The organism is Escherichia sp. E2586 (assembly GCF_005781105.1).
In the GTDB taxonomy this organism is placed as follows: Bacteria; Pseudomonadota; Gammaproteobacteria; order Enterobacterales; family Enterobacteriaceae; genus Escherichia.
This window is the reverse complement of the sequence record NZ_VATN01000002.1, coordinates 351,191-375,030: the sequence shown is the minus strand read 5'-3', so window position 1 is coordinate 375,030 and position 23,840 is coordinate 351,191. Positions and strand designations below refer to the sequence as shown.

At 47.9% G+C, this 23,840-nt stretch carries 18 protein-coding genes and 2 pseudogenes; 14 read left to right on the top strand and 6 right to left on the bottom strand.

Annotation, left to right across the window (positions count from 1 at the left end):
* A partial coding sequence (locus tag FEK50_RS02980; protein ID WP_240783257.1) for an autotransporter outer membrane beta-barrel domain-containing protein occupies nucleotides 1-1,401 on the bottom strand: 1,401 nt, incomplete at its 3' end.
* A gap of 581 nt (nucleotides 1,402-1,982) precedes the next feature.
* Between FEK50_RS02980 and yahO the strand changes: the two genes are divergently transcribed.
* The gene (gene yahO / locus FEK50_RS02975; protein ID WP_130206111.1) at nucleotides 1,983-2,258 is read left to right on the top strand and encodes a DUF1471 family periplasmic protein YahO; all 276 of its coding nucleotides are present in this window, start codon (nucleotides 1,983-1,985) and stop codon (nucleotides 2,256-2,258) included.
* Between the two features lie 110 nt (nucleotides 2,259-2,368).
* On the opposite strand, the gene prpR is transcribed toward yahO, so the two are convergent.
* Nucleotides 2,369-3,955 (bottom strand): propionate catabolism operon regulatory protein PrpR, encoded by a 1,587-nt coding sequence (gene prpR, locus FEK50_RS02970; RefSeq protein WP_131160939.1) that lies wholly within the window; start codon nucleotides 3,953-3,955, stop codon nucleotides 2,369-2,371.
* Nucleotides 3,956-4,224: 269 nt separating this feature from the next.
* Here prpR and FEK50_RS02965 point away from each other — a divergent pair.
* Together FEK50_RS02965 and FEK50_RS24395 are read left to right on the top strand one after the other, a co-directional pair.
* Nucleotides 4,225-5,249: pseudogene (locus FEK50_RS02965) on the top strand (IS630 family transposase).
* 81 nt (nucleotides 5,250-5,330) lie between these two features.
* Nucleotides 5,331-6,259 (top strand): annotated as a pseudogene (locus tag FEK50_RS24395) (IS630 family transposase); the annotation flags it as partial.
* A gap of 5 nt (nucleotides 6,260-6,264) precedes the next feature.
* Here FEK50_RS24395 and FEK50_RS02955 read toward each other — a convergent pair.
* Nucleotides 6,265-8,403 (bottom strand): peptidase domain-containing ABC transporter, encoded by a 2,139-nt coding sequence (locus tag FEK50_RS02955; RefSeq protein WP_131160940.1) that lies wholly within the window; start codon nucleotides 8,401-8,403, stop codon nucleotides 6,265-6,267.
* On the bottom strand, nucleotides 8,403-9,656 hold the full coding sequence (locus FEK50_RS02950) for an efflux RND transporter periplasmic adaptor subunit (protein ID WP_131160941.1): 1,254 nt from the start codon (nucleotides 9,654-9,656) through the stop codon (nucleotides 8,403-8,405). Before FEK50_RS02950 ends, FEK50_RS02955 begins: the two co-directional genes overlap by 1 nt.
* A gap of 382 nt (nucleotides 9,657-10,038) precedes the next feature.
* Between FEK50_RS02950 and FEK50_RS02945 the strand changes: the two genes are divergently transcribed.
* From FEK50_RS02945 to codA, 8 genes are all read left to right on the top strand, one after another.
* On the top strand, nucleotides 10,039-10,413 hold the full coding sequence (locus FEK50_RS02945; RefSeq protein ID WP_240780234.1) for a hypothetical protein: 375 nt from the start codon (nucleotides 10,039-10,041) through the stop codon (nucleotides 10,411-10,413).
* A gap of 49 nt (nucleotides 10,414-10,462) precedes the next feature.
* The gene (locus FEK50_RS02940; protein ID WP_131160942.1) at nucleotides 10,463-10,657 is read left to right on the top strand and encodes a hypothetical protein; all 195 of its coding nucleotides are present in this window, start codon (nucleotides 10,463-10,465) and stop codon (nucleotides 10,655-10,657) included.
* A gap of 298 nt (nucleotides 10,658-10,955) precedes the next feature.
* The gene (prpB, locus tag FEK50_RS02935) at nucleotides 10,956-11,846 is read left to right on the top strand and encodes a methylisocitrate lyase (RefSeq protein WP_131160943.1); all 891 of its coding nucleotides are present in this window, start codon (nucleotides 10,956-10,958) and stop codon (nucleotides 11,844-11,846) included.
* 44 nt (nucleotides 11,847-11,890) lie between these two features.
* Nucleotides 11,891-13,060, top strand: a complete 1,170-nt coding sequence (gene prpC, locus FEK50_RS02930) for a 2-methylcitrate synthase (protein ID WP_130206117.1) — start codon at nucleotides 11,891-11,893, stop codon at nucleotides 13,058-13,060.
* 33 nt (nucleotides 13,061-13,093) lie between these two features.
* Nucleotides 13,094-14,545 carry a 2-methylcitrate dehydratase gene (gene prpD, locus FEK50_RS02925; RefSeq protein WP_131160944.1) on the top strand — a complete coding sequence of 484 codons (1,452 nt, stop codon included), beginning with the start codon at nucleotides 13,094-13,096 and terminating at the stop codon, nucleotides 14,543-14,545.
* A 39-nt stretch (nucleotides 14,546-14,584) separates the two neighbouring features.
* A complete protein-coding gene (gene prpE / locus FEK50_RS02920) occupies nucleotides 14,585-16,471 on the top strand; it encodes a propionate--CoA ligase (protein ID WP_131160945.1) in 1,887 nt (628 codons plus the stop codon).
* 421 nt (nucleotides 16,472-16,892) lie between these two features.
* Nucleotides 16,893-18,152 carry a cytosine permease gene (gene codB / locus FEK50_RS02915; protein WP_000076233.1) on the top strand — a complete coding sequence of 420 codons (1,260 nt, stop codon included), beginning with the start codon at nucleotides 16,893-16,895 and terminating at the stop codon, nucleotides 18,150-18,152.
* Nucleotides 18,142-19,425, top strand: a complete 1,284-nt coding sequence (gene codA, locus FEK50_RS02910) for a cytosine/isoguanine deaminase (RefSeq protein WP_130260344.1) — start codon at nucleotides 18,142-18,144, stop codon at nucleotides 19,423-19,425. Before codB ends, codA begins: the two co-directional genes overlap by 11 nt.
* 305 nt (nucleotides 19,426-19,730) lie before the next feature.
* Here the strand turns inward: codA and cynR are convergent, their stop codons facing one another.
* Entirely contained in the window at nucleotides 19,731-20,630 is a 900-nt protein-coding gene (cynR, locus tag FEK50_RS02905) for a transcriptional regulator CynR (protein WP_131160946.1), read from the bottom strand.
* A 109-nt stretch (nucleotides 20,631-20,739) separates the two neighbouring features.
* On the opposite strand from cynR, the gene cynT reads away from it, so the two are divergent.
* The 3 genes from cynT to cynX are packed head-to-tail and all read left to right on the top strand — an operon-like array spanning nucleotide 20,740 to nucleotide 23,087.
* A complete protein-coding gene (gene cynT / locus FEK50_RS02900) occupies nucleotides 20,740-21,399 on the top strand; it encodes a carbonic anhydrase CynT (RefSeq protein WP_130206123.1) in 660 nt (219 codons plus the stop codon).
* 30 nt (nucleotides 21,400-21,429) lie between these two features.
* Nucleotides 21,430-21,900: a cyanase gene (gene cynS / locus FEK50_RS02895; RefSeq protein WP_130206125.1), complete on the top strand. Its 471-nt coding sequence runs from the start codon at nucleotides 21,430-21,432 to the stop codon at nucleotides 21,898-21,900.
* 5 nt (nucleotides 21,901-21,905) lie between these two features.
* Nucleotides 21,906-23,087 (top strand): cyanate transporter CynX, encoded by a 1,182-nt coding sequence (gene cynX / locus FEK50_RS02890; RefSeq protein ID WP_130260342.1) that lies wholly within the window; start codon nucleotides 21,906-21,908, stop codon nucleotides 23,085-23,087.
* A 102-nt stretch (nucleotides 23,088-23,189) separates the two neighbouring features.
* Here the strand turns inward: cynX and lacA are convergent, their stop codons facing one another.
* Nucleotides 23,190-23,801 carry a galactoside O-acetyltransferase gene (gene lacA, locus FEK50_RS02885; RefSeq protein ID WP_130260341.1) on the bottom strand — a complete coding sequence of 204 codons (612 nt, stop codon included), beginning with the start codon at nucleotides 23,799-23,801 and terminating at the stop codon, nucleotides 23,190-23,192.
* Nucleotides 23,802-23,840 lie beyond the last annotated feature (39 nt).

The following is a 23,840-nucleotide window of genomic DNA, read 5'->3' as shown; positions in this document are numbered from 1 at the left end:
GTCAACCTCGACAATTTTTATTCCTTCCAGAGTAGCCGCGCCCAGACCGCCCGCATTGTTGACCATGACGCGGGTACTACCGGAAGTATCACCTTTTACGATGAGCTTATCCGTTGCGGAATTATCATCGCCTAATACAGTATGCATGACTAACAGGCCATCATTGGCAGCATAGTTGCCGTTAATGGTCAGTGTGGTCGGCGTGAACTCGTGACCCTGTTCATACGAAGACAACGTTGCTGTTCCAGCCAGCGCCAGAGTATTTAATGTTTGCGAATAAGTGTTTAAATCGAGATGGCCTTCACTGTCGACAATATAATCGGAGTTTGGGCTGAAGGTATCAACCGTGCCAGCGCGCAGACTTCCGTTGCTAATATAAGTATTACCGGTATAGATATTCGCGCCGGATAATGTGGTTGTCCCGGAACCTACCTGGTTAACCAGGCCTTTACCGTCTATGTATGAGGTCAGAACAAAATCAGCGTTGGTGTGATTAAAGTTTAATATTGAAGTGGTTGACGCATTTGTCCCCCCTAAATAAATTCGGGGAGTATTAATTGAACCAGCAGGTTGCGCAGACTCACCTTGCGCACCTCCAATATTTAATATTCCTGTTCCGTTAGAGGAGACACCAACCCAGATATATGAATTCGCATTGATTACACCATCGTTGCTGACAGTGAGAACTCCGGTAGTATCAGAAGTAGAAGATGTGTTATATCCGCCAAGAAGTATATTTGGGGCATTCACTGTTGAATTTTTATCGGCGACCTGAACTTCTCCATAACTACTCTGGTTAGCTGACAGAGAAGAATGGGCGTCAACATACCCAATATTCAGTTGAGTCAGGGATGTGAGTGTACCGCCATTAGTAACAGATACTTTCCCTGTTCCCTGATCGCCAACAATAGCAATCTTAGAGGTGACTGATGAGCTTTCCCCATCAATAACTAACGTCCCCCTGGCGTCACCATAAAACTCACCAACTCTTATTGATTGCAGGCCACTTATCTTACTACCTTCTAACACGTATAACGTACCGGAGCCTTCGTTAGTGCCTAAAAAAATATTGGAGGTAGGGGTGTCGAACTGCCAGTTGGTATGGTTTGTTAAAGTGATGGAGCCTTCAGCATTATTACCAATGCTGGCTGATGAAGTGGTAAGTGAAAGATTATCAATGAGTAATGAACCATTAGAGTCTTCACCTACTTTCAATGAGTTAAAATGCTCCCATCCGGGATCGTAGCCTTCTGATGCAATGAGTTTTATCTCTTCATTATTATTAATGACAACATTACTATCTGAATTTGTAGGTGGGGTGATAGCCAAGGATACTGGCGTAAATAATATGGTGGAAATGGCTATCGCCCGTGTCGATAAGCTTTTTTTTGCTGATTTCATATCACTCACTTTTATCCTTAAAAATTAAATGGCAAGATGTTTTTTATTGCACTGTTTTCTTCCTGAAGCCTTGTCAGGCACAAACATGCAAGTTACTAAATAAGAATATATGTAATATTAGGTGTAATAAATTTATTAAAGTGTTAGTTGTTCATTGCATTGATTGGTTTTAGTGGTTTGTAAGTTGTGTTAATGCGGGTTTTTTTATGTCGTTTAGAAAAAATACATCTAATAATCCTAAACTTTATGTAAGTGAAATAAAGAAAAAGTATGGAAATCACATCAATATATGGTTGGTGGTTTCTTGTTCAGAAAAGTAATGTGGCTCATGTGAATTTTATATTGGATTTTAGCGAATGAAGGAATTTGAGATTTTTATGAAAATTAATTTAAGGAACACCTGCGATAATTGTAGTAAGCGTTATTAAACAACAGGGAGAATGTGGCTATCGTTGAGAAAAATACAAATATATTCTTTTTTCCTATAGATTTTTCCTAACCGCTGAACTACTTATTAATCAACCCTGATGATGACTGTTAGCTTCAGGGCATTGGCCAATCACACATTATGGAGTTCATCGATGAAAACTGGAACTAAGCTCTTAGTTGGTGCGTTAGCTTTTGTTGTCACAAATGTCTATGCCGCTGAATTGATGACCAAAGCGGAATTTGAAAAAGTTGAATCGCAATATGAAAAAATAGGTGATATTTCAACCAGTAATGAAATGTCGACCGCAGATGCAAAAGAAGATCTGATCAAAAAAGCGGATGAAAAAGGTGCGGATGTGTTGGTTCTGACCTCCGGTCAGACTGACAATAAGATCCACGGCACGGCAGATCTTTATAAGAAGAAGTAATTCTGAAGCTCATGTAAACAAACCCGATACGCACGTCTATCGGTGAACGGAATATATTGAAATTCATGTTTTTGTCGGCCGGATAAGGCGTTAACGCCGCATCCGGCAATTTAATTTTTTAGCCGCCGCCAGAACGTCGTCCGGCTGATGCCTAAATAATTCGCTGCTGCTGTTTTATCACCATTAAATTTGTCCAGTGCCTGTAGTGGTGTCAGCAAGGGTGGGGCGATGACGTTACCCGATTTTTGTGTCAGCTCTGGCAATAATTGCTGCAAAAATTGCGGCGTTAAATCTGGCGTCGGTTCCACACTTAAAAACAGCGCCAGTCGCTCCATCATATTACGCAGTTCACGAATATTGCCCGGCCAGTCGTAGCGCAACAGCACAGTTTCGCTTGCCTGTAACCCCTGGCGTAATGCGGCAGAAAACGGGGCGGAGAGCGCTGCCAGAGACACTTTCAAAAAGCTCTCTGCCAGCGGCAGAATATCCGCCACTCGCTCACGCAGTGGCGGTAATTGCAGACGCAAAATACTCAGCCGATAAAACAGATCACGGCGAAACTGCCCTTGCTGCATATCTTCTTCCAGATTGCAGTGAGTGGCGCTAATGACCCGCACATCCACCGGAACAGGCTGATGCCCGCCGACGCGGGTGACCTCTTTTTCTTCCAGTACTCGTAACAGGCGAGTCTGCAATGGCAGAGGCATTTCGCCTATCTCATCCAGAAACAGCGTGCCGCCGTGGGCGATTTCAAACAGCCCGGCGCGACCTCCGCGTCGCGAGCCGGTAAACGCCCCTTCCTCATAGCCAAACAGCTCCGCTTCCAGCAGCGATTCGGCAATCGCCCCGCAGTTGACGGCAACAAACGGATGCGACTTTTTGCCCTGTCGCGCATCGTGGCGGGCAAAATATTCCCGATGAATCGCCTGGGCCGCCAACTCTTTGCCCGTTCCCGTTTCCCCCTCAATCAACACCGCTGCACTGGAACGGGCATACAGCAAAATAGTCTGCCGTACCTGTTCCATCTGTGGTGATTGACCGAGCATATCGCCCAGCACGTAACGAGTACGCAGGGCGTTACGGGTGGCATCGTGAGTGTTATGGCGTAACGACATGCGCGTCATATCCAGCGCATCGCTGAACGCCTGGCGCACGGTGGCGGCGGAATAGATAAAAATTCCGGTCATTCCGGCTTCTTCTGCCAGATCGGTAATCAGCCCTGCGCCGACCACCGCTTCGGTGCCGTTGGCTTTCAGCTCGTTAATCTGCCCGCGCGCATCTTCTTCGGTAATGTAGCTACGTTGGTCGAGGCGCAAATTAAAGGTTTTTTGAAACGCCACCAGCGCCGGAATAGTTTCCTGATAGGTGACAACGCCGATAGAAGAGGTGAGTTTTCCGGCTTTTGCCAGTGCCTGTAACACATCGTAGCCGCTCGGCTTAATCAGAATCACCGGCACTGACAGGCGGCTTTTCAGGTACGCGCCGTTAGAGCCAGCAGCGATGATGGCGTCGCAGCGTTCGCTGGCCAGTTTCTTGCGGATGTAGGTCACCGCTTTTTCAAAGCCAAGCTGGATAGGGGTAATGTTCGCCAGATGATCAAACTCGAGGCTGATATCGCGAAATAACTCGAACAGCCGCGTCACCGATACCGTCCAGATAACCGGTTTGTCGTCATTCAGCCGTGGTGGATGTGCCATAGCGCACCGCAAAGTTAAGAAACAGAATATTGGGTTTAGTCTTGTTTCATAATTGTTGCAATGAAACATTCCTGAAACGTTAGCTGAAACGTGTTTATTTATTTGTGGGGAGTGTGTAAGTAATATGATGTGCGCATTTTTACTAATAGATGTGTTCTTGATTTTTTATTAAAAATAAGATGGTAGTATTCTTTACAAATATGTTGTTTATACCCGTGATCATTGAAGATGCTTGATTTTTCAGCAATCGGAGATCATGCATGTCCAGCATGAAAATATTTATTACTGAACAACAAAAAGCTGAACTTGAACGCCCTCATGATTTCAGTCGTGACGGGCGAGTCAGAGATCGTATTAAAGCCATTCTCCTGGCTTCCGAAGGCTGGAGTTCCGCCATGATTGCTCAGGCTTTACGCCTGCATCAGACAACGATTGATCACCATATCAGCGGATTTCTGAATAAAGGAAAACTGAAGCCCGAAAACGGCGGCTCAGACAGCAAACTCAGTGCCGAACAAACGGCCTTTTTAATCAGCTAGTTATCCGATAACTTATTTCACCATACCCGCGATGTTATTGCGTTTGTCACCCGGACATGGAACATCATTTCCAGCATTCTGGGGATGAATAAGTGGCTGCATCGTAATGGTTTCACCTACAAAAAACCGTCTGGCGTCCCCCATAAATTCAGTGAAGAGAAACAAAGGCAATTCATTGAATATTATGAGGAACTGAAAACAACAGTGGGTGATGAACCGGTTCTTTTTATTGATGGAGTCCATCCGACTCAGGCCACTAAAATCAGCTATGGCTGGATATGCAAAGGGCAGAAAAAAGCAGTAAAAACGACAGGCAGCCGCACACGCCTGAATATCATGGGGCGCTGAATCTGAAAGCACTGGCATCACCGCTAATCTGCGAATATAAAACTATTAATGAATATAATGTATCCCGTTTTTTCAACGAGATACGAAAGGTTTATCCTGATTATAACCAGAAAATCCACGTCATTCTGGATGGAGCAGGTTACTACCGTTCACAGTTAGTGAAAGACTGGGCGGAAGTAGTCAATATTAGACTGCATTACCTTCCCCCTTACAATCCAAACCTGAATCCGATAGAAAGAATGTGGAAATTAATGAACGAACATGCCCGGAATAATCGCTACTTCAGCAGTACGCGAGAGTTCAGCGACGCAATATCTGTCTTTTTTAACCAGACGCTGCCGGATATAGCGGACTCACTGACATCCCGAATTAACGATCACTTTCAGGTGCTCACACCCGCATCTTGAGGTTTATTGGGTATATACATTTTAAATTACAGTGATTATCACTTAAAAATAATATATACAGTATTTGTTGAAGGCGCTTGAATGCTGATACTGCACCGTGGGGACAGTGTCACCCCCATCGCAAGAACGCTCTGCTGTGCGCGTTAGTCTGTAGGACTATAGATTAACTGGCTTACATTATATGTCACTGAAGGACTGGTTTCTCTGCCTCTTGGTCGCGGATGTAAATGGTTGTTGGAACAGAACTATGCATTGCTGATACAATAGGTGACATGTTCTCCCGGTGATTTCGGCTACCAGCGCTCCCGATAGGTAATGATATTTATAGAATAAAATCAATTTTATAACCTAGTTTTATCTACAAGCGGGAACCATCCACTGTTGGTTGCCCTATGCGGGACAGGTCTGGCGAACTGCTGCGCCAACGCTGTGTGTACGGTATCCGCGCAAAGAAGAAAAAATGGCAGCAATTCACAAAGTGCTGGAAAAATGCAGCGTGTAGAATCCAGTGTTTTATGAAGATGAGGTTGATATCCACCTCAACCCGAAAATCGGGGTAGACTAGCAACTACGGGGGCAGCAAAAACGGGTTATAACTCAGGGGTAGAATGAAAAATATTATCTGGCAGGGGCACTGCACTGTGGTACTGGAAAAGTGAGCTCTGTGGATGGCAGCAGTAAAAGTTCAGTACTGTTCATTAACCTGCTGCAACATCTGGAAGCGACATACCGACGGGTTAAAACAATCACGCTTATCGTGGATAACTACGTTATTCACTAGGACGAAAAACGCAAAACTGGCTCAAGAAGAACCCGAAAATCAGGGGATTTATCAACCGGTTTCTTACCGCGTATAAACCACGTTAAGCGGTTATGGCAGGAACTTCAGGACACCATAACCCACAATCATAAAGAACGTTCAATATGGCAGTTGTTGAAAAAGGTGCGGCATTATATGAAAACAGTCAATCCGTCCCCCCGGAGGAAAACATGGTCTGGCAAAAGTGTAGCGGTACTAAGTGTAACTATTTAACTGGATAAAATTACCATTTTCCATAAGCAAGACGCGATCTGCTGAAGCGATAGTTTCAGGTCTGTGGGCTATTAATAAAATAGGGACACCTTCCTGTCGTAATGTCTGGCTAATAAGTATTTCACTTTCTATATCTAGATGACTGGTTGCCTCATCAAGAATTAAAAGAGCAGGTTTTTTGTACAGAGCTCGTGCCAAAAGTATTCGTTGTTTTTGTCCTCCGGAAAGCCCATTACCATTTTCACCTATCAATGTTTGATAGCCCATCGGCATTGCCATAATATCATCGTTAATTAATGTTTTTTGTGAGCACTGGATCATTCTTTCATAATTTATTTCTTCATGATAAAAAATTATGTTATCGGCTATGGAACCTTTAAATAATATATCGTCTTGAAGAACTGTACCTATTTTTTTTCGTATGTCTGTATAATTCATTTGATCATTTGTTACACCTAATGTTTGTATCACTCCTTCATTTTGATGAACTATGCCAAGAATTAGTTTCACTAATGTAGATTTTCCACAACCTGATTTTCCTGTAATTGCTAAAACTTCATTTTCATTTAATGATAATGATGCTCCTTTTATTACTTCAACTCGTTCACCTTTGTGGCTGAAAGTAATGTTATCAATTATCAGAGGGTGTTTGATTTTATTAGGTATGTATGAACTATTATTCGCATATACTGATTTTGCTGAATTCGATTTGTTTATGTTTTCTTCCCTATCTGTCAACACAATATCTGCAAGGCGTTCATTGTAAACATCTAATATACGCCATGAAAATAACGTGTCAATTAAATTACTTGTACTTGATGAAAATCGAGTTTGAAAAGATAGATAGGCAACAAGCATTCCAACTGTAAAACTGCCATCTAAAACTTCAGTCGCACCTTTCCATAAAATAATGGTCGAAACTAAACTGTTTGATACAGTATTAGCAATTCTAAAACTTATTATAAGTTTACTTTTTTTTAATTGCGTATTCCTTCTGGATATATTGAGATTGAGCCAAGTTGATTCTCTTTGTGCAATAACACCATTAATGCGTAGACTCATTATTCCACTTAAAGTTTCTAAAAAATAACTAGACTCATTGGATTCAGCATCCCATGCTTCTTCAGTAGACTGCCGTATTTTAGAATGCCATATAAATCGTAACGATCCATAAATTAAAGCTGCAATTATGGAAATAAAGCTCATAAGGTTATTATATAATAACATCATACTTAATGATGTTATTATTAATATTAAATCAAGCATACATCCAATTACTTGTAATGTAAGGGCTTCCTGAATGTGATCGATTGCGTTGAAACGAGCGTTGATACCGCCTTGGCTTCTGGCATCAAACCATGTAAGGGGAAGTCTCATTAGATGGTGGAAAACGTTAGTAGTCCATTGAATATTAAAATTTACTGACAATTTTATAGTTGCCCATTCTTTAACCAAAGAAATAACTAATTGAGTGGCAGCAAGAAAGAGTAAAGATATTATTATAATGGTTAATAGGTTTTCATCAGAAGATACTATTACTTCATCTATTATAATTTGGTTAATAAGAGGGCCGGAGAGAGCAATAATTTCTAAACCTAATGCGAAAATAAAAAGGTGAATCAATGCCGTAAATAGTCCCGGCGTCTTACCTGTTAGCTGTCGCAAATGTATTTTTTTTCTTTCATCAAGCTGAGTAAATTCTTCTGTTGGAGTTAGCTCGATTGCGATTCCTGTGAAATATCTTTCTATTTCAGAAAAAGAAAGAGTCAATTTACCTTTGTCTGGATCATGTATAATTATCTTATTGTGATGTATGCGGTATAACACAACAAAGTGATTCATATTCCAGTGGAGTATACAAGGTAATTTAAGAGACTTGAGATCTTCAATCTCCAATCTGACAGCTCGGGAGGTAAGGTTAATTACAGAAGCAAATTCAATTAAATGTTTTAACGTAATACCTTTGGTACTAATAACAAAACGATTACGAAGTGTGGATAAATCTGTTTTTAATCCATACCAATTGGAGATCATCGCGAGGCATGCTAATCCACACTCTGCCGATTCTGTTTGTCTAATAATCGGAAGGTGTTTTCTAGTGATAAAATTTATAGGGCTCATTATAATTTTCCTTTTAGGGACCATAATGGTTCTGTTAACCATTCCCATAAATAACGAGTGTCAACGTTAACATCACCATCAAGCATCATGCCTGGGCGAAGTTTTTCTTTCCTTCCATACACTATAATATATGGGTTTACTGGTTCTACAATAATGCGGTAGTGCCCTTCATTAACTTTCCATGTTAAAGGCAATGTAGATATTAAATCTGACGGAGAATACGTTGTTGGGCTTATTTCACGAATATAACCATATTGAACTCCAAATTTTTGATAGGGAAAAGCAGAAAATCGTAGCGATACTTTTTGAGAGACTTGTAAAAAACCTATATTTTGACTTGTTGCATATAGTTCTATATGAAGCCCAGACTTTTCAGGTATTAAAGTTAAAACAGTTTCAAAAGCTTTAACAGATTGACCCTGTTTGATACGTATTGCTGTCACAGTTCCTGAAATCGGAGCGGTTAGGGTGAAAGATTCTTGACTCCTAAGTTCGACTTGTTGTTTTTTTATCTCATGTAACTGTCTTTCTAATTCTGCATCTCTGCTTTTTTCCTGTATTATGAGATGTGCTAACTCATTCTTTGTGATATCTAATGAGTTTCGTAGTTCAAAAAGAAATTGATGTTGGTTTTCTACATTTTCCTTTGCCACTGAAGCTTCAATTTTCTTTTGCTGATATTCTATTTCAGATACATACTTTTGATTAATGAGTTGTTGATAGCGGTGTACTACTGTGGTGAATAGCTTTTCTTGATCTTTGGCGAGATGAAGTTTTTGCTCTGCACTTTTAATTTGTTGTTGAATTAATAGGATACGTTGCTGGGCTGTCTGTTGTTGCTGTTTGTTATCACGTAATTCAAGGTTTTTTTGGGTGAGAAGACTAGAATATTGCATTTGTAAAGAAATATTTAATTGAGACAACGTTCCTAATCCTTCACTATTATAATGTTCACCACTCATATGATAAAGTAATTGCCCTTTTGTGACTTTGTCTCCTGTCTTTACTGCTAAGTTTGTTACGTGACCACTAAATTGAGGTGCTACATTTACTATCCCAGCTGTAGGTACAACAATGCCTATTAGATGAGCTTTTCGAGTATATTTACCAAAAATTATAAATATCAACAACATAATTATAATTATAATGGTGATTAATGAAAAAAATAATGTACAAAATGATGCTGGGATTTGTATCCCACCAACTGAATTATCTGTGTCTGAATGGATGTATCCTTTTCTGAATAATTGCATTCCTGATCTCTATAAATTTTTAATAAATTTTTTAAAATTAATTATGTAATTACATAATTAAATAAATCCATTTTACATATAATTAATATGTAATAATCACAATGTCAAGGTTTTTACAGAATATATTTAGATATAACTACTATGATTAAAATTTATATAATGAATGAATTTTTATTTCTTAATTGTAATGTGAATGTGTTTGTATCTTTCTGATTTTTCTATGAAAATTATATTGATATTTTTTTTCTTCAATATTATATGTTAGCTACGTCTCGATTTTTTAAATAATTTGAATAAATTCTTGCTGGTTTGATTTGATTTTGGTAAAAATATGTTGCTATTAAATTGTTTTTATTTTATGTCATTAATTAAAGGGGGCTTTATGGCAATTCGAGAACTGTCTTTGGAAGAGATAGGATATGTGTCGGGCGGGAATGCTAATAGTAATTATGATTCAGGAAGAAACACATGCAGTGAAACAAATAATAATTCTAATCAGAGTGCAGGTCGCAGTAGTTCTGGAGGGTATTATAGCGGGCTAGGCCAAGATGTAACTAATTGTAATAATGGAATTATTGGGGGAATGATAGCCGGGTCAATGGGGGGTTTTGGAGGCATGGTAGCAGGTTTAGTTGGAGGTGCTGTTGCAGGTGGATGTTTTTCTACAAGTAGTAGTGGCGGAAGGAATAATAATGGAGGGGGTACTGGAAACAACAGTAATTGTAACTCTGGCGGATTTGGGGGAGTCTGTAGGTAGTTATTATTCTCAAGTTATGCGATTTTAGTTATTATACAAGGAGAATAATGTGAGGAAAATGATAAAAATGCTAATTGTGCTACTAGCTATTTTAGCTGCAACCTCTATTTTGGGCGGTGCAGGAGTTGAATTCACAGAAACGTGGTATCCAGCCCCTAAAACATTTTCAAAATTTATAGTGACTATAATTACAATTGGTGTATTTACAAAAATATCATTTAAGGTAGGCAAAATGTTAGATTAAAACATTCATTGTAAAATAATTAATATTAATTATTTCAAGATAGTGTAGATTTACACGTTAGCAGTATATATGTTCACAATTATAGTTATTGATATGTGGCAAAGACGTTTCACTGAAACGTCTTTGCTTGTTTCATTGAAACATAATATTGAATGCCCATTTCATAAAAAACTTAGTCAAATCGTTAACCTGTTGATATAAAATACTTTTATAAAAATTTTTAGAAGGTGAATTTTTGGCACACCCCTTGCTTTGTCTTTATCAACGCAAATAACAAGTTGATAACAAAGGATGGGCTATGTCTCTACACTCTCCAGGTAAAGCGTTTCGCGCTGCACTAAGCAAAGAAACCCCGTTGCAAATTGTCGGCACCATTAACGCTAACCATGCGCTGCTGGCACAGCGTGCCGGGTATCAGGCGATTTATCTCTCCGGCGGTGGCGTGGCGGCAGGTTCACTGGGGCTGCCCGATCTCGGTATTTCTACCCTTGATGATGTGCTGACCGATATTCGTCGTATCACCGACGTTTGTTCGCTGCCGCTGCTGGTGGATGCGGATATCGGTTTTGGCTCTTCGGCTTTTAACGTCGCCCGCACTGTGAAATCGATGATTAAAGCGGGCGCGGCGGGATTGCATATTGAAGATCAGGTTGGTGCGAAACGCTGCGGCCATCGCCCGAACAAAGCGATCGTCTCGAAAGAAGAGATGGTGGATCGGATCCGCGCAGCGGTGGATGCGAAAACCGATCCTGATTTTGTGATCATGGCGCGCACTGATGCGCTGGCGGTTGAAGGGCTGGATGCCGCGATCGAACGCGCGCAGGCCTACGTTGACGCCGGTGCCGAGATGCTGTTCCCGGAGGCGATTACCGAACTCGCCATGTACCGCCAGTTTTCCGATGCGGTGCAGGTGCCGATCCTCGCCAACATTACCGAATTTGGCGCCACGCCGCTGTTTACTACCGATGAATTACGCAGCGCCCATGTCGCAATGGCGCTTTACCCGCTTTCAGCGTTCCGCGCCATGAACCGCGCCGCTGAACATGTCTACAACGTCCTGCGCCAGGAAGGCACGCAGAAAAGCGTCATCGACACCATGCAGACCCGCAACGAGCTGTACGAAAGCATCAACTACTACCAGTACGAAGAGAAGCTCGACGACCTGTTTGCCCGTAATCAGGCGAAATAAAACACAACGAAAAATATCTCGACCCTACAAATGACGAGGACAATATGAGCGACACAACGATCCTGCAAAACAGTACCCATGTCATTAAACCGAAAAAATCTGTGGCACTTTCCGGCGTTCCGGCGGGCAATACGGCGCTCTGCACCGTGGGTAAAAGCGGCAACGACCTGCATTACCGTGGCTACGATATTCTTGATCTCGCGGAACATTGCGAATTTGAAGAAGTGGCGCATCTGCTGATCCACGGCAAACTGCCGACCCGTGACGAACTCGCCGCCTACAAAACGAAACTGAAAGCCCTGCGCGGTTTACCGGCTAACGTGCGTACCGTGCTGGAAGCCTTACCAGCGGCGTCGCACCCGATGGATGTCATGCGCACCGGCGTTTCCGCGCTCGGTTGCACGCTGCCAGAAAAAGAGGGGCACACCGTCTCTGGCGCGCGGGATATAGCCGACAAACTGTTGGCGTCGCTGAGCTCGATTCTTCTCTACTGGTATCACTACAGCCACAACGGCGAACGCATCCAGCCGGAAACCGATGACGACTCAATAGGCGGTCACTTCCTGCATCTGCTGCACGGCGAAAAGCCGTCGCAAAGCTGGGAAAAGGCGATGCAAATTTCGCTGGTGCTATACGCCGAGCACGAGTTTAACGCCTCCACCTTTACCAGCCGGGTGATTGCGGGTACTGGCTCGGATATGTATTCCGCGATTATTGGCGCGATTGGCGCATTGCGCGGGCCGAAACACGGCGGGGCGAATGAAGTGTCGCTGGAGATCCAACAACGCTATGAAACGCCGGACGAAGCCGAAGCAGATATCCGCAAGCGCGTGGAAAACAAAGAAGTGGTCATTGGTTTTGGACATCCGGTTTACACCATCGCCGACCCGCGTCATCAGGTGATCAAACGCGTGGCGAAGCAGCTCTCGCAGGAAGGCGGCTCGCTGAAGATGTACAACATCGCCGATCGTCTGGAAACGGTGATGTGGGAGACGAAAAAGATGTTCCCCAATCTCGACTGGTTCTCCGCTGTTTCCTACAACATGATGGGCGTTCCCACCGAGATGTTCACACCACTGTTTGTTATCGCCCGCGTCACCGGCTGGGCGGCGCACATTATCGAACAACGTCAGGACAACAAAATTATCCGTCCTTCCGCCAATTACGTTGGACCGGAAGACCGCCCGTTTGTCGCGCTGGATAAGCGCCAGTAAACCTCTGCGAATAACAATAAGGAAACGTACCCAATGTCAGCTCAAATCAACAACATCCGCCCGGAATTTGATCGTGAAATCGTTGATATCGTCGATTACGTGATGAACTACGAAATCAGCTCCAGAGTGGCCTACGACACCGCTCATTACTGCCTGCTCGACACGCTCGGCTGCGGTCTTGAAGCCCTTGAATACCCGGCCTGCAAAAAACTGCTGGGGCCAATTGTCCCCGGCACCGTTGTACCTAACGGCGTGCGCGTCCCCGGAACTCAGTTTCAGCTCGACCCCGTCCAGGCGGCATTTAACATTGGCGCGATGATCCGTTGGCTCGATTTCAACGATACCTGGCTGGCGGCGGAGTGGGGCCATCCTTCCGACAACCTCGGCGGCATTCTGGCAACGGCAGACTGGCTTTCACGTAACGCAGTCGCCAGCGGCAAAGCCCCGTTAACCATGAAACAGGTGCTGACCGGAATGATTAAAGCCCATGAAATTCAGGGCTGCATTGCGCTGGAAAACTCCTTTAATCGCGTCGGTCTCGACCACGTTCTGTTAGTGAAAGTGGCTTCCACCGCCGTGGTTGCCGAAATGCTCGGCCTGACCCGCGAGGAAATTCTCAACGCCGTTTCGCTGGCGTGGGTAGATGGTCAGTCGCTGCGCACTTATCGCCATGCGCCGAACACCGGCACGCGTAAATCCTGGGCAGCGGGTGATGCCACTTCCCGTGCGGTACGTCTGGCACTGATGGCGAAAACGGGCGAAATGGGTTACCCGTCAGCCCTGACCGCGCCGGTGTGGGGTTTTTACGACGTCTCCTTTAAAGGCGAGTCGTTCCGCTTCCAGCGCCCGTACGGTTCCTACGTTATGGAGAATGTGCTGTTCAAAATCTCCTTCCCGGCGGAGTTCCACTCCCAGACGGCCGTTGAAGCAGCGATGACGCTCTATGAACAGATGCATGCCGCAGGCAAAACGGTGGCAGATATCGAAAAAGTGACCATTCGCACCCACGAAGCCTGTATTCGCATTATCGACAAAAAAGGGCCTCTCAATAACCCGGCGGATCGCGACCACTGCATTCAGTACATGGTGGCGATCCCGCTGCTATTCGGGCGCTTAACGGCGGCAGATTACGAGGACAACGTGGCACAAGATAAACGCATCGACGCTCTGCGCGAGAAGATCAATTGCTTTGAAGATCCGGCGTTTACCGCTGACTACCACGACCCGGAAAAACGTGCCATCGCCAATGCCATAACCCTTGAGTTCACTGACGGCACGCGCTTTGAAGAAGTGGTGGTGGAGTACCCAATTGGTCATGCGCGCCGCCGCCAGGACGGCATTCCGAAACTGGTCGATAAATTCAAAATCAATCTCGCGCGCCAGTTCCCGACTCGCCAACAGCAGCGCATTCTGGAGGTTTCTCTCGACAGAGCTCGCCTCGAACAGATGCCGGTCAATGAGTATCTCGACCTGTACGTCATTTAAGTAAACGGCGGTAAGGCGTAAGTTCAACAGGAGAGCATTATGTCTTTTAGCGAATTTTATCAGCGTTCGATTAACGAACCGGAGCAGTTCTGGGCCGAGCAGGCCCGGCGTATTGACTGGCAGACGCCCTTTACGCAAACGCTCGATCACAGCAATCCGCCGTTTGCCCGTTGGTTTTGTGAAGGCCGAACCAACTTGTGCCACAACGCTATCGACCGCTGGCTGGAGAAACAGCCAGAGGCGCTGGCATTGATTGCCGTCTCTTCGGAAACAGAGGAAGAGCGTACCTTTACCTTCCGCCAACTGCATGACGAAGTGAATGCGGTGGCGTCAATGCTGCGCTCGCTGGGCGTGCAGCGTGGCGATAGGGTGCTGGTGTATATACCGATGATTGCCGAAGCGCATATTACCCTGCTGGCCTGCGCGCGCATTGGTGCTATTCACTCGGTGGTGTTTGGGGGTTTTGCCTCGCACAGCGTGGCGGCGCGAATTGATGACGCTAAACCGGTGCTGATTGTCTCGGCTGATGCCGGGGCGCGCGGCGGTAAAATCATTCCGTATAAAAAATTGCTCGACGATGCGATAAGTCAGGCACAGCATCAGCCGCGCCACGTTTTACTGGTGGATCGCGGGCTGGCGAAAATGCCGCGTGTTAGTGGGCGGGATGTCGATTTCGCGTCGTTGCGCCATCAACACATCGGCGCGCGGGTGCCGGTGGCGTGGCTGGAATCCAACGAAACCTCCTGCATTCTCTACACCTCCGGCACGACCGGCAAACCTAAAGGCGTGCAGCGTGACGTCGGCGGTTATGCGGTGGCGCTGGCGACCTCGATGGACACCATTTTTGGCGGCAAAGCGGGCGGCGTGTTCTTTTGCGCCTCGGATATCGGCTGGGTGGTTGGGCATTCGTATATCGTCTACGCGCCGCTGTTGGCGGGGATGGCGACCATTGTTTACGAAGGATTGCCGACCTGGCCGGACTGCGGTGTGTGGTGGAAAATCGTCGAGAAATATCAGGTTAGCCGCATGTTCTCAGCGCCGACCGCTATTCGCGTGCTGAAAAAATTCCCTACCGCCGAAATTCGCAAACACGATCTCTCGTCGCTGGAAGTGCTCTATCTGGCTGGAGAACCGCTGGACGAGCCGACCGCCAGTTGGGTGAGCAATACGCTGGATGTGCCGGTCATCGACAACTACTGGCAGACCGAATCCGGCTGGCCGATTATGGCGATTGCTCGCGGTCTGGATGACAGGCCGACGCGTTTAGGAAGCCCTGGTGTGCCGATGTATGGCTACAACGTACAGTTGCTTAATGAAGTCACCGGCGAACCGTGCGGCGTCAATGAGAAAGGGATGCTGGTGGTGGAAGGGCCGCTGCCGCCGGGCTGTATTCAAACCATCTGGGGCGACGACGACCGCTTTGTGAAGACGTACTGGTCGTTGTTTTCCCGACCGGTGTACGCCACCTTTGACTGGGGCATCCGCGATGCTGACGGTTATCACTTTATTCTCGGGCGCACTGATGACGTGATTAACGTTGCCGGGCATCGGCTGGGGACGCGTGAGATTGAGGAGAGTATCTCCAGTCATCCGGGCGTTGCCGAAGTGGCGGTGGTTGGGGTGAAAGATGCGCTGAAAGGGCAGGTAGCGGTGGCGTTTGTCATTCCGAAAGAGAGCGACAGTCTGGATGACCGCGAGGTGGCGCACTCGCAAGAGAAGGCGATTATGGCGCTGGTGGACAGCCAGATTGGCAACTTTGGCCGCCCGGCGCACGTCTGGTTTGTCTCGCAATTACCCAAAACGCGATCCGGAAAAATGCTGCGGCGCACGATCCAGGCGATTTGCGAAGGACGCGATCCTGGGGATCTGACGACCATTGATGATCCTGCGTCGTTGGATCAGATCCGCCAGGCGATGGAAGAGTAAGGCATTGTCGTATGCGTCGCGTGGCGCATCCGACACCGTGCGCAGATGCCTGATGCGACGCTGACGCGTTTTATCATGCCACAGGCCTGAACCGCAGGTCGGATAAGGCGCTCGCGCCGCATCCGACACCATGCGCAGATGCCTGATGCGGCGCTGACGCGTCTTATCATGCCTACAGGCCTGAACCGCAGGTTGGATAAGGCGCTCGCGCCGCATCCGACACCGTGTGCCGATGCCTGATGCGACGCTGACGCGTCTTATCAAGCCTACCCACTGTTTTTACACAGATAAGTTTTCCCCCACCTTTTCACACTCATTCATATAAAAAATATATTTCCCCACGAAAACGATTGCTTTTTATCTTCAGATGAATAGAATGCGGCGGATTTTTTGGGTTTCAAACAGCAAACGGAGGAATTTCGTGTCGCAAGATAACAACTTTAGCCAGGGGCCAGTCCCGCAGTCGGCGCGGAAAGGGGTATTGGCATTGACGTTCGTCATGCTGGGATTAACCTTCTTTTCCGCCAGTATGTGGACCGGCGGCACTCTCGGAACCGGTCTTAGCTATCATGATTTCTTCCTCGCAGTCCTCATCGGTAATCTTCTCCTCGGTATTTACACTTCATTTCTTGGTTACATTGGCGCAAAAACCGGCCTGACCACTCATCTTCTTGCTCGTTTCTCGTTTGGTGTTAAAGGCTCATGGCTGCCTTCACTGCTGCTGGGAGGCACCCAGGTTGGCTGGTTTGGCGTTGGCGTGGCGATGTTTGCCATTCCGGTGGGCAAGGCAACCGGGCTGGATATTAATTTGCTGATTGCCGTCTCCGGTTTACTGATGACCGTTACCGTCTTCTTTGGCATTTCGGCGCTGACGGTTCTTTCGGTGATTGCGGTTCCGGCTATCGCCTGTCTTGGCGGTTATTCCGTGTGGCTGGCCGTTAACGGCATGGGCGGCCTGGACGCATTAAAAGCGGTCGTTCCCGCACAACCGTTAGATTTCAATGTCGCGCTGGCGCTGGTTGTGGGGTCATTTATCAGTGCGGGTACGCTCACCGCTGACTTTGTCCGCTTTGGTCGCAATGCCAAACTGGCGGTGCTGGTGGCGATGGTGGCCTTTTTCCTCGGCAACTCGTTGATGTTTATTTTCGGTGCAGCGGGAGCGGCGGCACTGGGGATGGCAGATATCTCTGATGTGATGATTGCTCAGGGCCTGCTGCTGCCTGCGATTGTGGTGCTGGGGCTGAATATCTGGACCACCAACGATAACGCGCTGTATGCGTCGGGTTTAGGTTTCGCCAACATTACCGGTATGTCGAGCAAAACCCTTTCGGTGATTAACGGTATTATCGGTACGGTCTGCGCATTATGGCTGTATAACAATTTTGTCGGCTGGCTGACCTTCCTTTCGGCAGCTATTCCTCCAGTGGGCGGCGTGATTATCGCTGACTATCTGATGAACCGTCGCCGCTATGAGCACTTTGCGACCACGCGTATGATGAGTGTCAATTGGGTGGCGATTCTGGCTGTCGCGCTGGGGATTGCCGCAGGCCACTGGTTACCGGGAATTGTTCCGGTCAACGCGGTATTAGGTGGCGCGCTGAGCTATCTGATCCTTAACCCGATTTTGAATCGCAAAACGACAGCTGCAATGACGCATGTGGAGGCTAACAGTGTCGAATAACGCTTTACAAACAATTATTAACGCCCGGTTACCCGGCAAAGAGGGGCTGTGGCAGATTCATCTGCAGGACGGAAAAATCAGCGCCATTGATGCGCAATCCGGTGTGATGCCCATAACTGAAAACAGCCTGGATGCCGAACAAGGTTTAGTTTTACCGCCGTTTGTGGAGCCGCATATTCACCTGGACACCACGCAAACCGCCGGGCAACCGAACTGGAATCAGTCCGGCACGCTGTTTGAAGGCATTGAACGCTGGGCCGAGCGCAAAGCGTTATTAACTCATGACGATGTGAAACAACGCGCCTGGCAAACGCTGAAATGGCAGATTGCCAACGGCATTCAGCATGTGCGTACCCATGTCGATGTTTCGGATGCAACCCTGACTGCGCTGAAAGCAATGCTGGAAGTGAAGCAGGAAGTCGCGCCGTGGATTGATCTGCAAATCGTTGCTTTCCCGCAGGAAGGGATTTTGTCGTATCCCAACGGTGAAGCGTTGCTGGAAGAGGCGCTACGCTTAGGGGCAGACGTAGTGGGGGCGATTCCGCATTTTGAATTTACCCGTGAATACGGCGTGGAGTCGCTGCATAAAACCTTCGCCCTGGCGCAAAAATACGACCGTCTCATCGATGTTCACTGTGATGAGATCGATGACGAACAGTCACGCTTTGTCGAAACCGTTGCCGCCCTGGCGCACCGTGAAGGCATGGGCGCGCGAGTCACTGCCAGTCACACCACGGCAATGCACTCCTATAACGGGGCGTATACCTCACGCCTGTTCCGCTTGCTGAAAATGTCCGGTATTAACTTTGTCGCCAACCCGCTGGTCAATATTCATCTGCAAGGGCGTTTCGATACGTATCCAAAACGTCGCGGCATCACGCGCGTTAAAGAGATGCTGGAGTCTGGCATTAACGTCTGCTTTGGTCACGATGATGTCTTCGATCCGTGGTATCCGCTGGGAACGGCGAATATGCTGCAAGTGCTGCATATGGGGCTGCATGTTTGTCAGTTGATGGGCTACGGGCAAATTAACGATGGCCTGAATTTAATCACTCACCATAGCGCCAGAACGTTGAATTTGCAGGATTACGGCATTGCCGCCGGAAACAGCGCTAACCTGATTATCCTGCCGGCTGAAAATGGGTTTGACGCGCTGCGCCGTCAGGTTCCGGTACGTTATTCGGTACGTGGCGGTAAAGTGATCGCCAGTACACAACCGGCACAAACCACCGTGTATCTGGAGCAGCCAGAAGCCATCGATTACAAACGATAATCGACTGGGTTACAGCGAGCGTAGTTTATGCCGGATGCGGCGTGAACGCCTTGCACTGAACTCGTAGGCCTGATAAGCGTAGCGCATCAGGCAATTCCAGCCGCTGACCTGTGTCAGTGGCTACCGTGATTCATTCCCGCCAACATCCGCGTATTCATCCAACGCCATGTGCAAAAATGCCTTCGCGGCGGCTGTCTGCCAGCTGTAGTTTATGCCCGGATGCGGCGTGAACGCCTTGCACTGAACTCGTAGGCCTGATAAGCGTAGCGCATCAGGCAATTCCAGCCGCTGACCTGTGTCAGTGGCTACCGTGATTCATTCCCGCCAACAACCGCGCATTCCTCCAACGCCATGTGCAAAAATGCCTTCGCGGCGGCTGTCTGCCAGCTATTTTTCCGCCGCAACAAAACCGCCGTTCTCTCCAGTAGTGGCGGGGCAAGAGAAATCGCTTTAAGCCCATCATGTTGTGTGGCAATCGCCGCAGGCAGCAAGGTGGAAAGAGAAGTGCGGCGAATCAGCTCCAGAACCGCGCTAATTGAGTTCGCCTCTATCACCACCTGTGGATGCAGCCCCGCTTTCTCGCAGTAGTGGTCAATTTGCTCTCTGGTGGCAAATTCCGCGCTGAGCAGGACCAGTTTTTCATCATGCAAGCGACTCAATGCCACCTGTTCCTGGTCAGCCAGCGGATGATGTTTCGCCACCACCAACGCTAAACTTTCTGTCAGTAAAGGAATTGCCTCCAGCTCCGGCGAATGCACAGGCGCGAAGGCAATCCCAACGTCCAGCTCGTCGCGACAAAGCATATCTTCGATTTTCTCCTGCGACATTTCCTGTAGCTGGAGCGTGATGCCGGGGTAGCGCGCATAGAAATCCGCCATTAAGGGGCCGATAAAGTAGCTCGTAAAGGTGGGGGTGACGGCGATACGCAGCGATCCTCGCGTCAGATCGGCAACATCATGAATCGCCCGTTTACCCGCCCCCAGTTCCTGTAACGCCCGGCTGGCGTACTGTCGCCAGACTTCCCCCGCATCAGTGAGACGAATCGTTCGCCCGCTACGGTCAAACAGCGGCACGCCTAAACTCTCCTCTAACTGGCGAATCTGCTGGGAAAGCGCAGGCTGGGAGACGTGCAACGCGCTGGCGGCACGGGTGAAGCTGCCATGTTCAGCCACGGCAAGAAAGTAATTGATATGTCGAGAGAGCATTCACCAACCTATAAGTAAATCCAATAGAACTCATCATAAATGAGTCTTTTACCTTATGACAATCGGCGAGTAGTCTGCCTCTCATTCCAGAGACAGACAGAGGTTAACGGTGAAAGAGATTATTGATGGATTCCTTAAATTCCAGCGCGAGGCATTTCCTGAGCGGGAAGCCTTGTTTAAACAGCTGGCGACACAGCAAAGCCCGCGCACACTTTTTATCTCATGCTCCGATAGCCGTCTGGTCCCTGAGCTGGTGACGCAACGTGAGCCTGGCGATCTGTTCGTTATTCGCAATGCGGGCAATATCGTCCCTTCCTACGGGCCGGAACCCGGTGGCGTTTCTGCTTCGGTGGAGTATGCCGTCGCTGCGCTTCGGGTATCTGACATTGTGATTTGTGGTCATTCCAACTGTGGCGCGATGACCGCCATTGCCAGCTGTCAGTGCATGGACCATATGCCTGCCGTCTCCCACTGGCTGCGTTATGCCGATTCTGCCCGCGTCGTTAATGAGGCGCGCCCGCATCCCGATTTACCGTCAAAAGCTGCGGCGATGGTACGTGAAAACGTCATTGCTCAGTTGGCTAATTTGCAAACTCATCCATCGGTGCGCCTGGCGCTCGAAGAGGGGCGGATCGCCCTGCACGGCTGGGTCTACGACATTGAAAGCGGCAGCATCGCAGCTTTTGACGGCGCAACCCGCCAGTTTGTGCCACTGGCAGCTAATCCTCGCGTTTGTGCCATACCGCTACGCCAGCCGACCGCAGCGTAACCTTATTTTTAAACCATCAGGAGATCCACCATGATTCAGTCGCAAATTAACCGCAATATTCGTCTTGATCTTGCCGATGCCATTTTGCTCAGCAAAGCTAAAAAAGATCTCTCATTTGCCGAGATTGCCGATGGCACCGGTCTGGCAGAAGCCTTCGTAACCGCGGCTTTGCTGGGTCAGCAGGCGCTTCCTGCCGACGCCGCCCGCCTGGTCGGGGCGAAACTGGATCTCGACGAAGACGCCATTCTGTTATTACAAACTGTGCCACTGCGTGGCTGCATTGATGACCGTATTCCAACCGACCCAACGATGTATCGTTTCTATGAAATGTTGCAGGTGTACGGCACAACCCTGAAAGCGTTGGTTCATGAGAAGTTTGGCGATGGCATTATCAGCGCGATTAACTTCAAACTCGACGTTAAGAAAGTGGCGGACCCGGAAGGTGGCGAACGTGCGGTCATCACCTTAGATGGTAAATATCTGCCGACCAAACCGTTCTGACAGTCATGCGCGACCATCAAAAGACGTTCACGATGCTGTTGGTTCTAGTGCTGATTGGTCTTAATATGCGACCACTGCTCACCTCCGTCGGGCCACTGCTACCGCAATTGCGCCAGGCGAGCGGAATGAGCTTTAGCGTGGCTGCCCTGTTGACCGCTCTGCCGGTGGTCACCATGGGCGGGCTGGCACTGGCCGGAAGCTGGCTTCATCAGCGTGTCAGCGAACGTCGCAGCGTCGCCATCAGTTTGTTGCTGATTGCCGTCGGTGCATTGATGCGTGAGCTTTACCCCCAAAGTGCGCTGCTGCTTAGCAGCGCACTGCTTGGTGGGGTGGGGATCGGTATCATTCAGGCGGTGATGCCTTCGGTGATTAAACGGCGGTTTCAGCAGCGCACGCCACTGGTGATGGGGCTGTGGTCCGCGGCTCTGATGGGCGGCGGTGGACTTGGTGCTGCCCTGACGCCCTGGTTAGTTCAACATAGCGAAACCTGGTATCAAACACTCGCCTGGTGGGCGCTGCCTGCCGTTGTTGCGCTTTTTGCCTGGTGGTGGCAAAGCGCCCGCGAAGTCGCCTCTTCTCACAAGACAACAACCACTCCGGTTCGCGTGGTATTCACTCCCCGCGCGTGGACGCTGGGCCTTTACTTCGGTCTGATTAACGGCGGTTACGCCAGCCTGATTGCCTGGTTACCCGCTTTCTATATTGAGATTGGTGCCAGCGCGCAGTACAGCGGTTCCTTGCTGGCGTTGATGACGCTTGGGCAAGCCGCAGGGGCATTGCTAATGCCTGCTATGGCTCGCCATCAGGACCGACGCAAACTGTTAATGCTGGCGCTGGTGTTACAACTGGTGGGTTTCTGCGGCTTTATCTGGCTGCCGCTGCAATTGCCGGTATTGTGGGCGATGGTGTGTGGTTTAGGTCTGGGCGGCGCGTTTCCGCTCTGTTTGCTGCTGGCGCTCGACCACTCTGTGCAACCGACTATTGCTGGCAAGCTGGTGGCGTTTATGCAGGGGATTGGTTTTGTCATTGCCGGGCTTGCCCCCTGGTTTTCTGGCGTGCTGCGTAGTATCAGTGGCAATTACCTGATGGACTGGGCGTTTCATGCGCTATGCGTCGTTGGGCTGATGATCATAACCCTGCGCTTTGCACCAGCACGTTTTCCGCAGCTGTGGGTCAAAGAGGCATGATGAGACGCTTGTTCCTGCGCTTTGTTCATGCCGGATGCGGCCAACGTAGATCACTGAATTTGTAGGCCTGATAAGCAAAGCGCATCAGGCAATTTTTATAATTTAAAGTGACGATTCAACTTTGTAATCTTTGTAATAATATTGCTTATCCCGGTCGTTTATTTCGCGAATAACCCGACAAGGAACGCCAGCAGCCACGACGTTTGGTGGAATGTCTTTTGTGACGACACTACCCGCGCCAATAACAGAATTATCCCCGATGGTGACGCCTGGATTAATGACCACATGACTCCCGATCCAGACATTATTGCCAATCGTTATCGGAAAAGAGTACATCTCTCCATTTTTTCTCAATTCATGGTGTACAGGGTGTCCCGTAACGGAAAGAGTAACGTTGGGTGCAATCAGTACGTTATCACCGATTGTTACCGTGTAGTCATCGACAATGGTTAAATTGAAATTTGCGTAAAAATTGCGGCCTATATGGATGTTGGAACCATAAGAAAAATAGACGGGAGGTTCTACCCAGGCGTTTTCTCCTACCGTGGCAAACATTTCTTTAATCAGGCTTTCCCTTTTTTCAACTTCTGATGGATGCGAGTGATTAAACTCATACATTAACGTTTTCCCACGAAGTCTTTTTTCAGGTAAGCCTTCGCACATATCGGTAAATAGCTTGCCTGCTTTTATTCTTTCGGTCATTGGCATGTTCATTTTGATCATTCCGTCCTGATATGTTGGTCGGATAAGGCG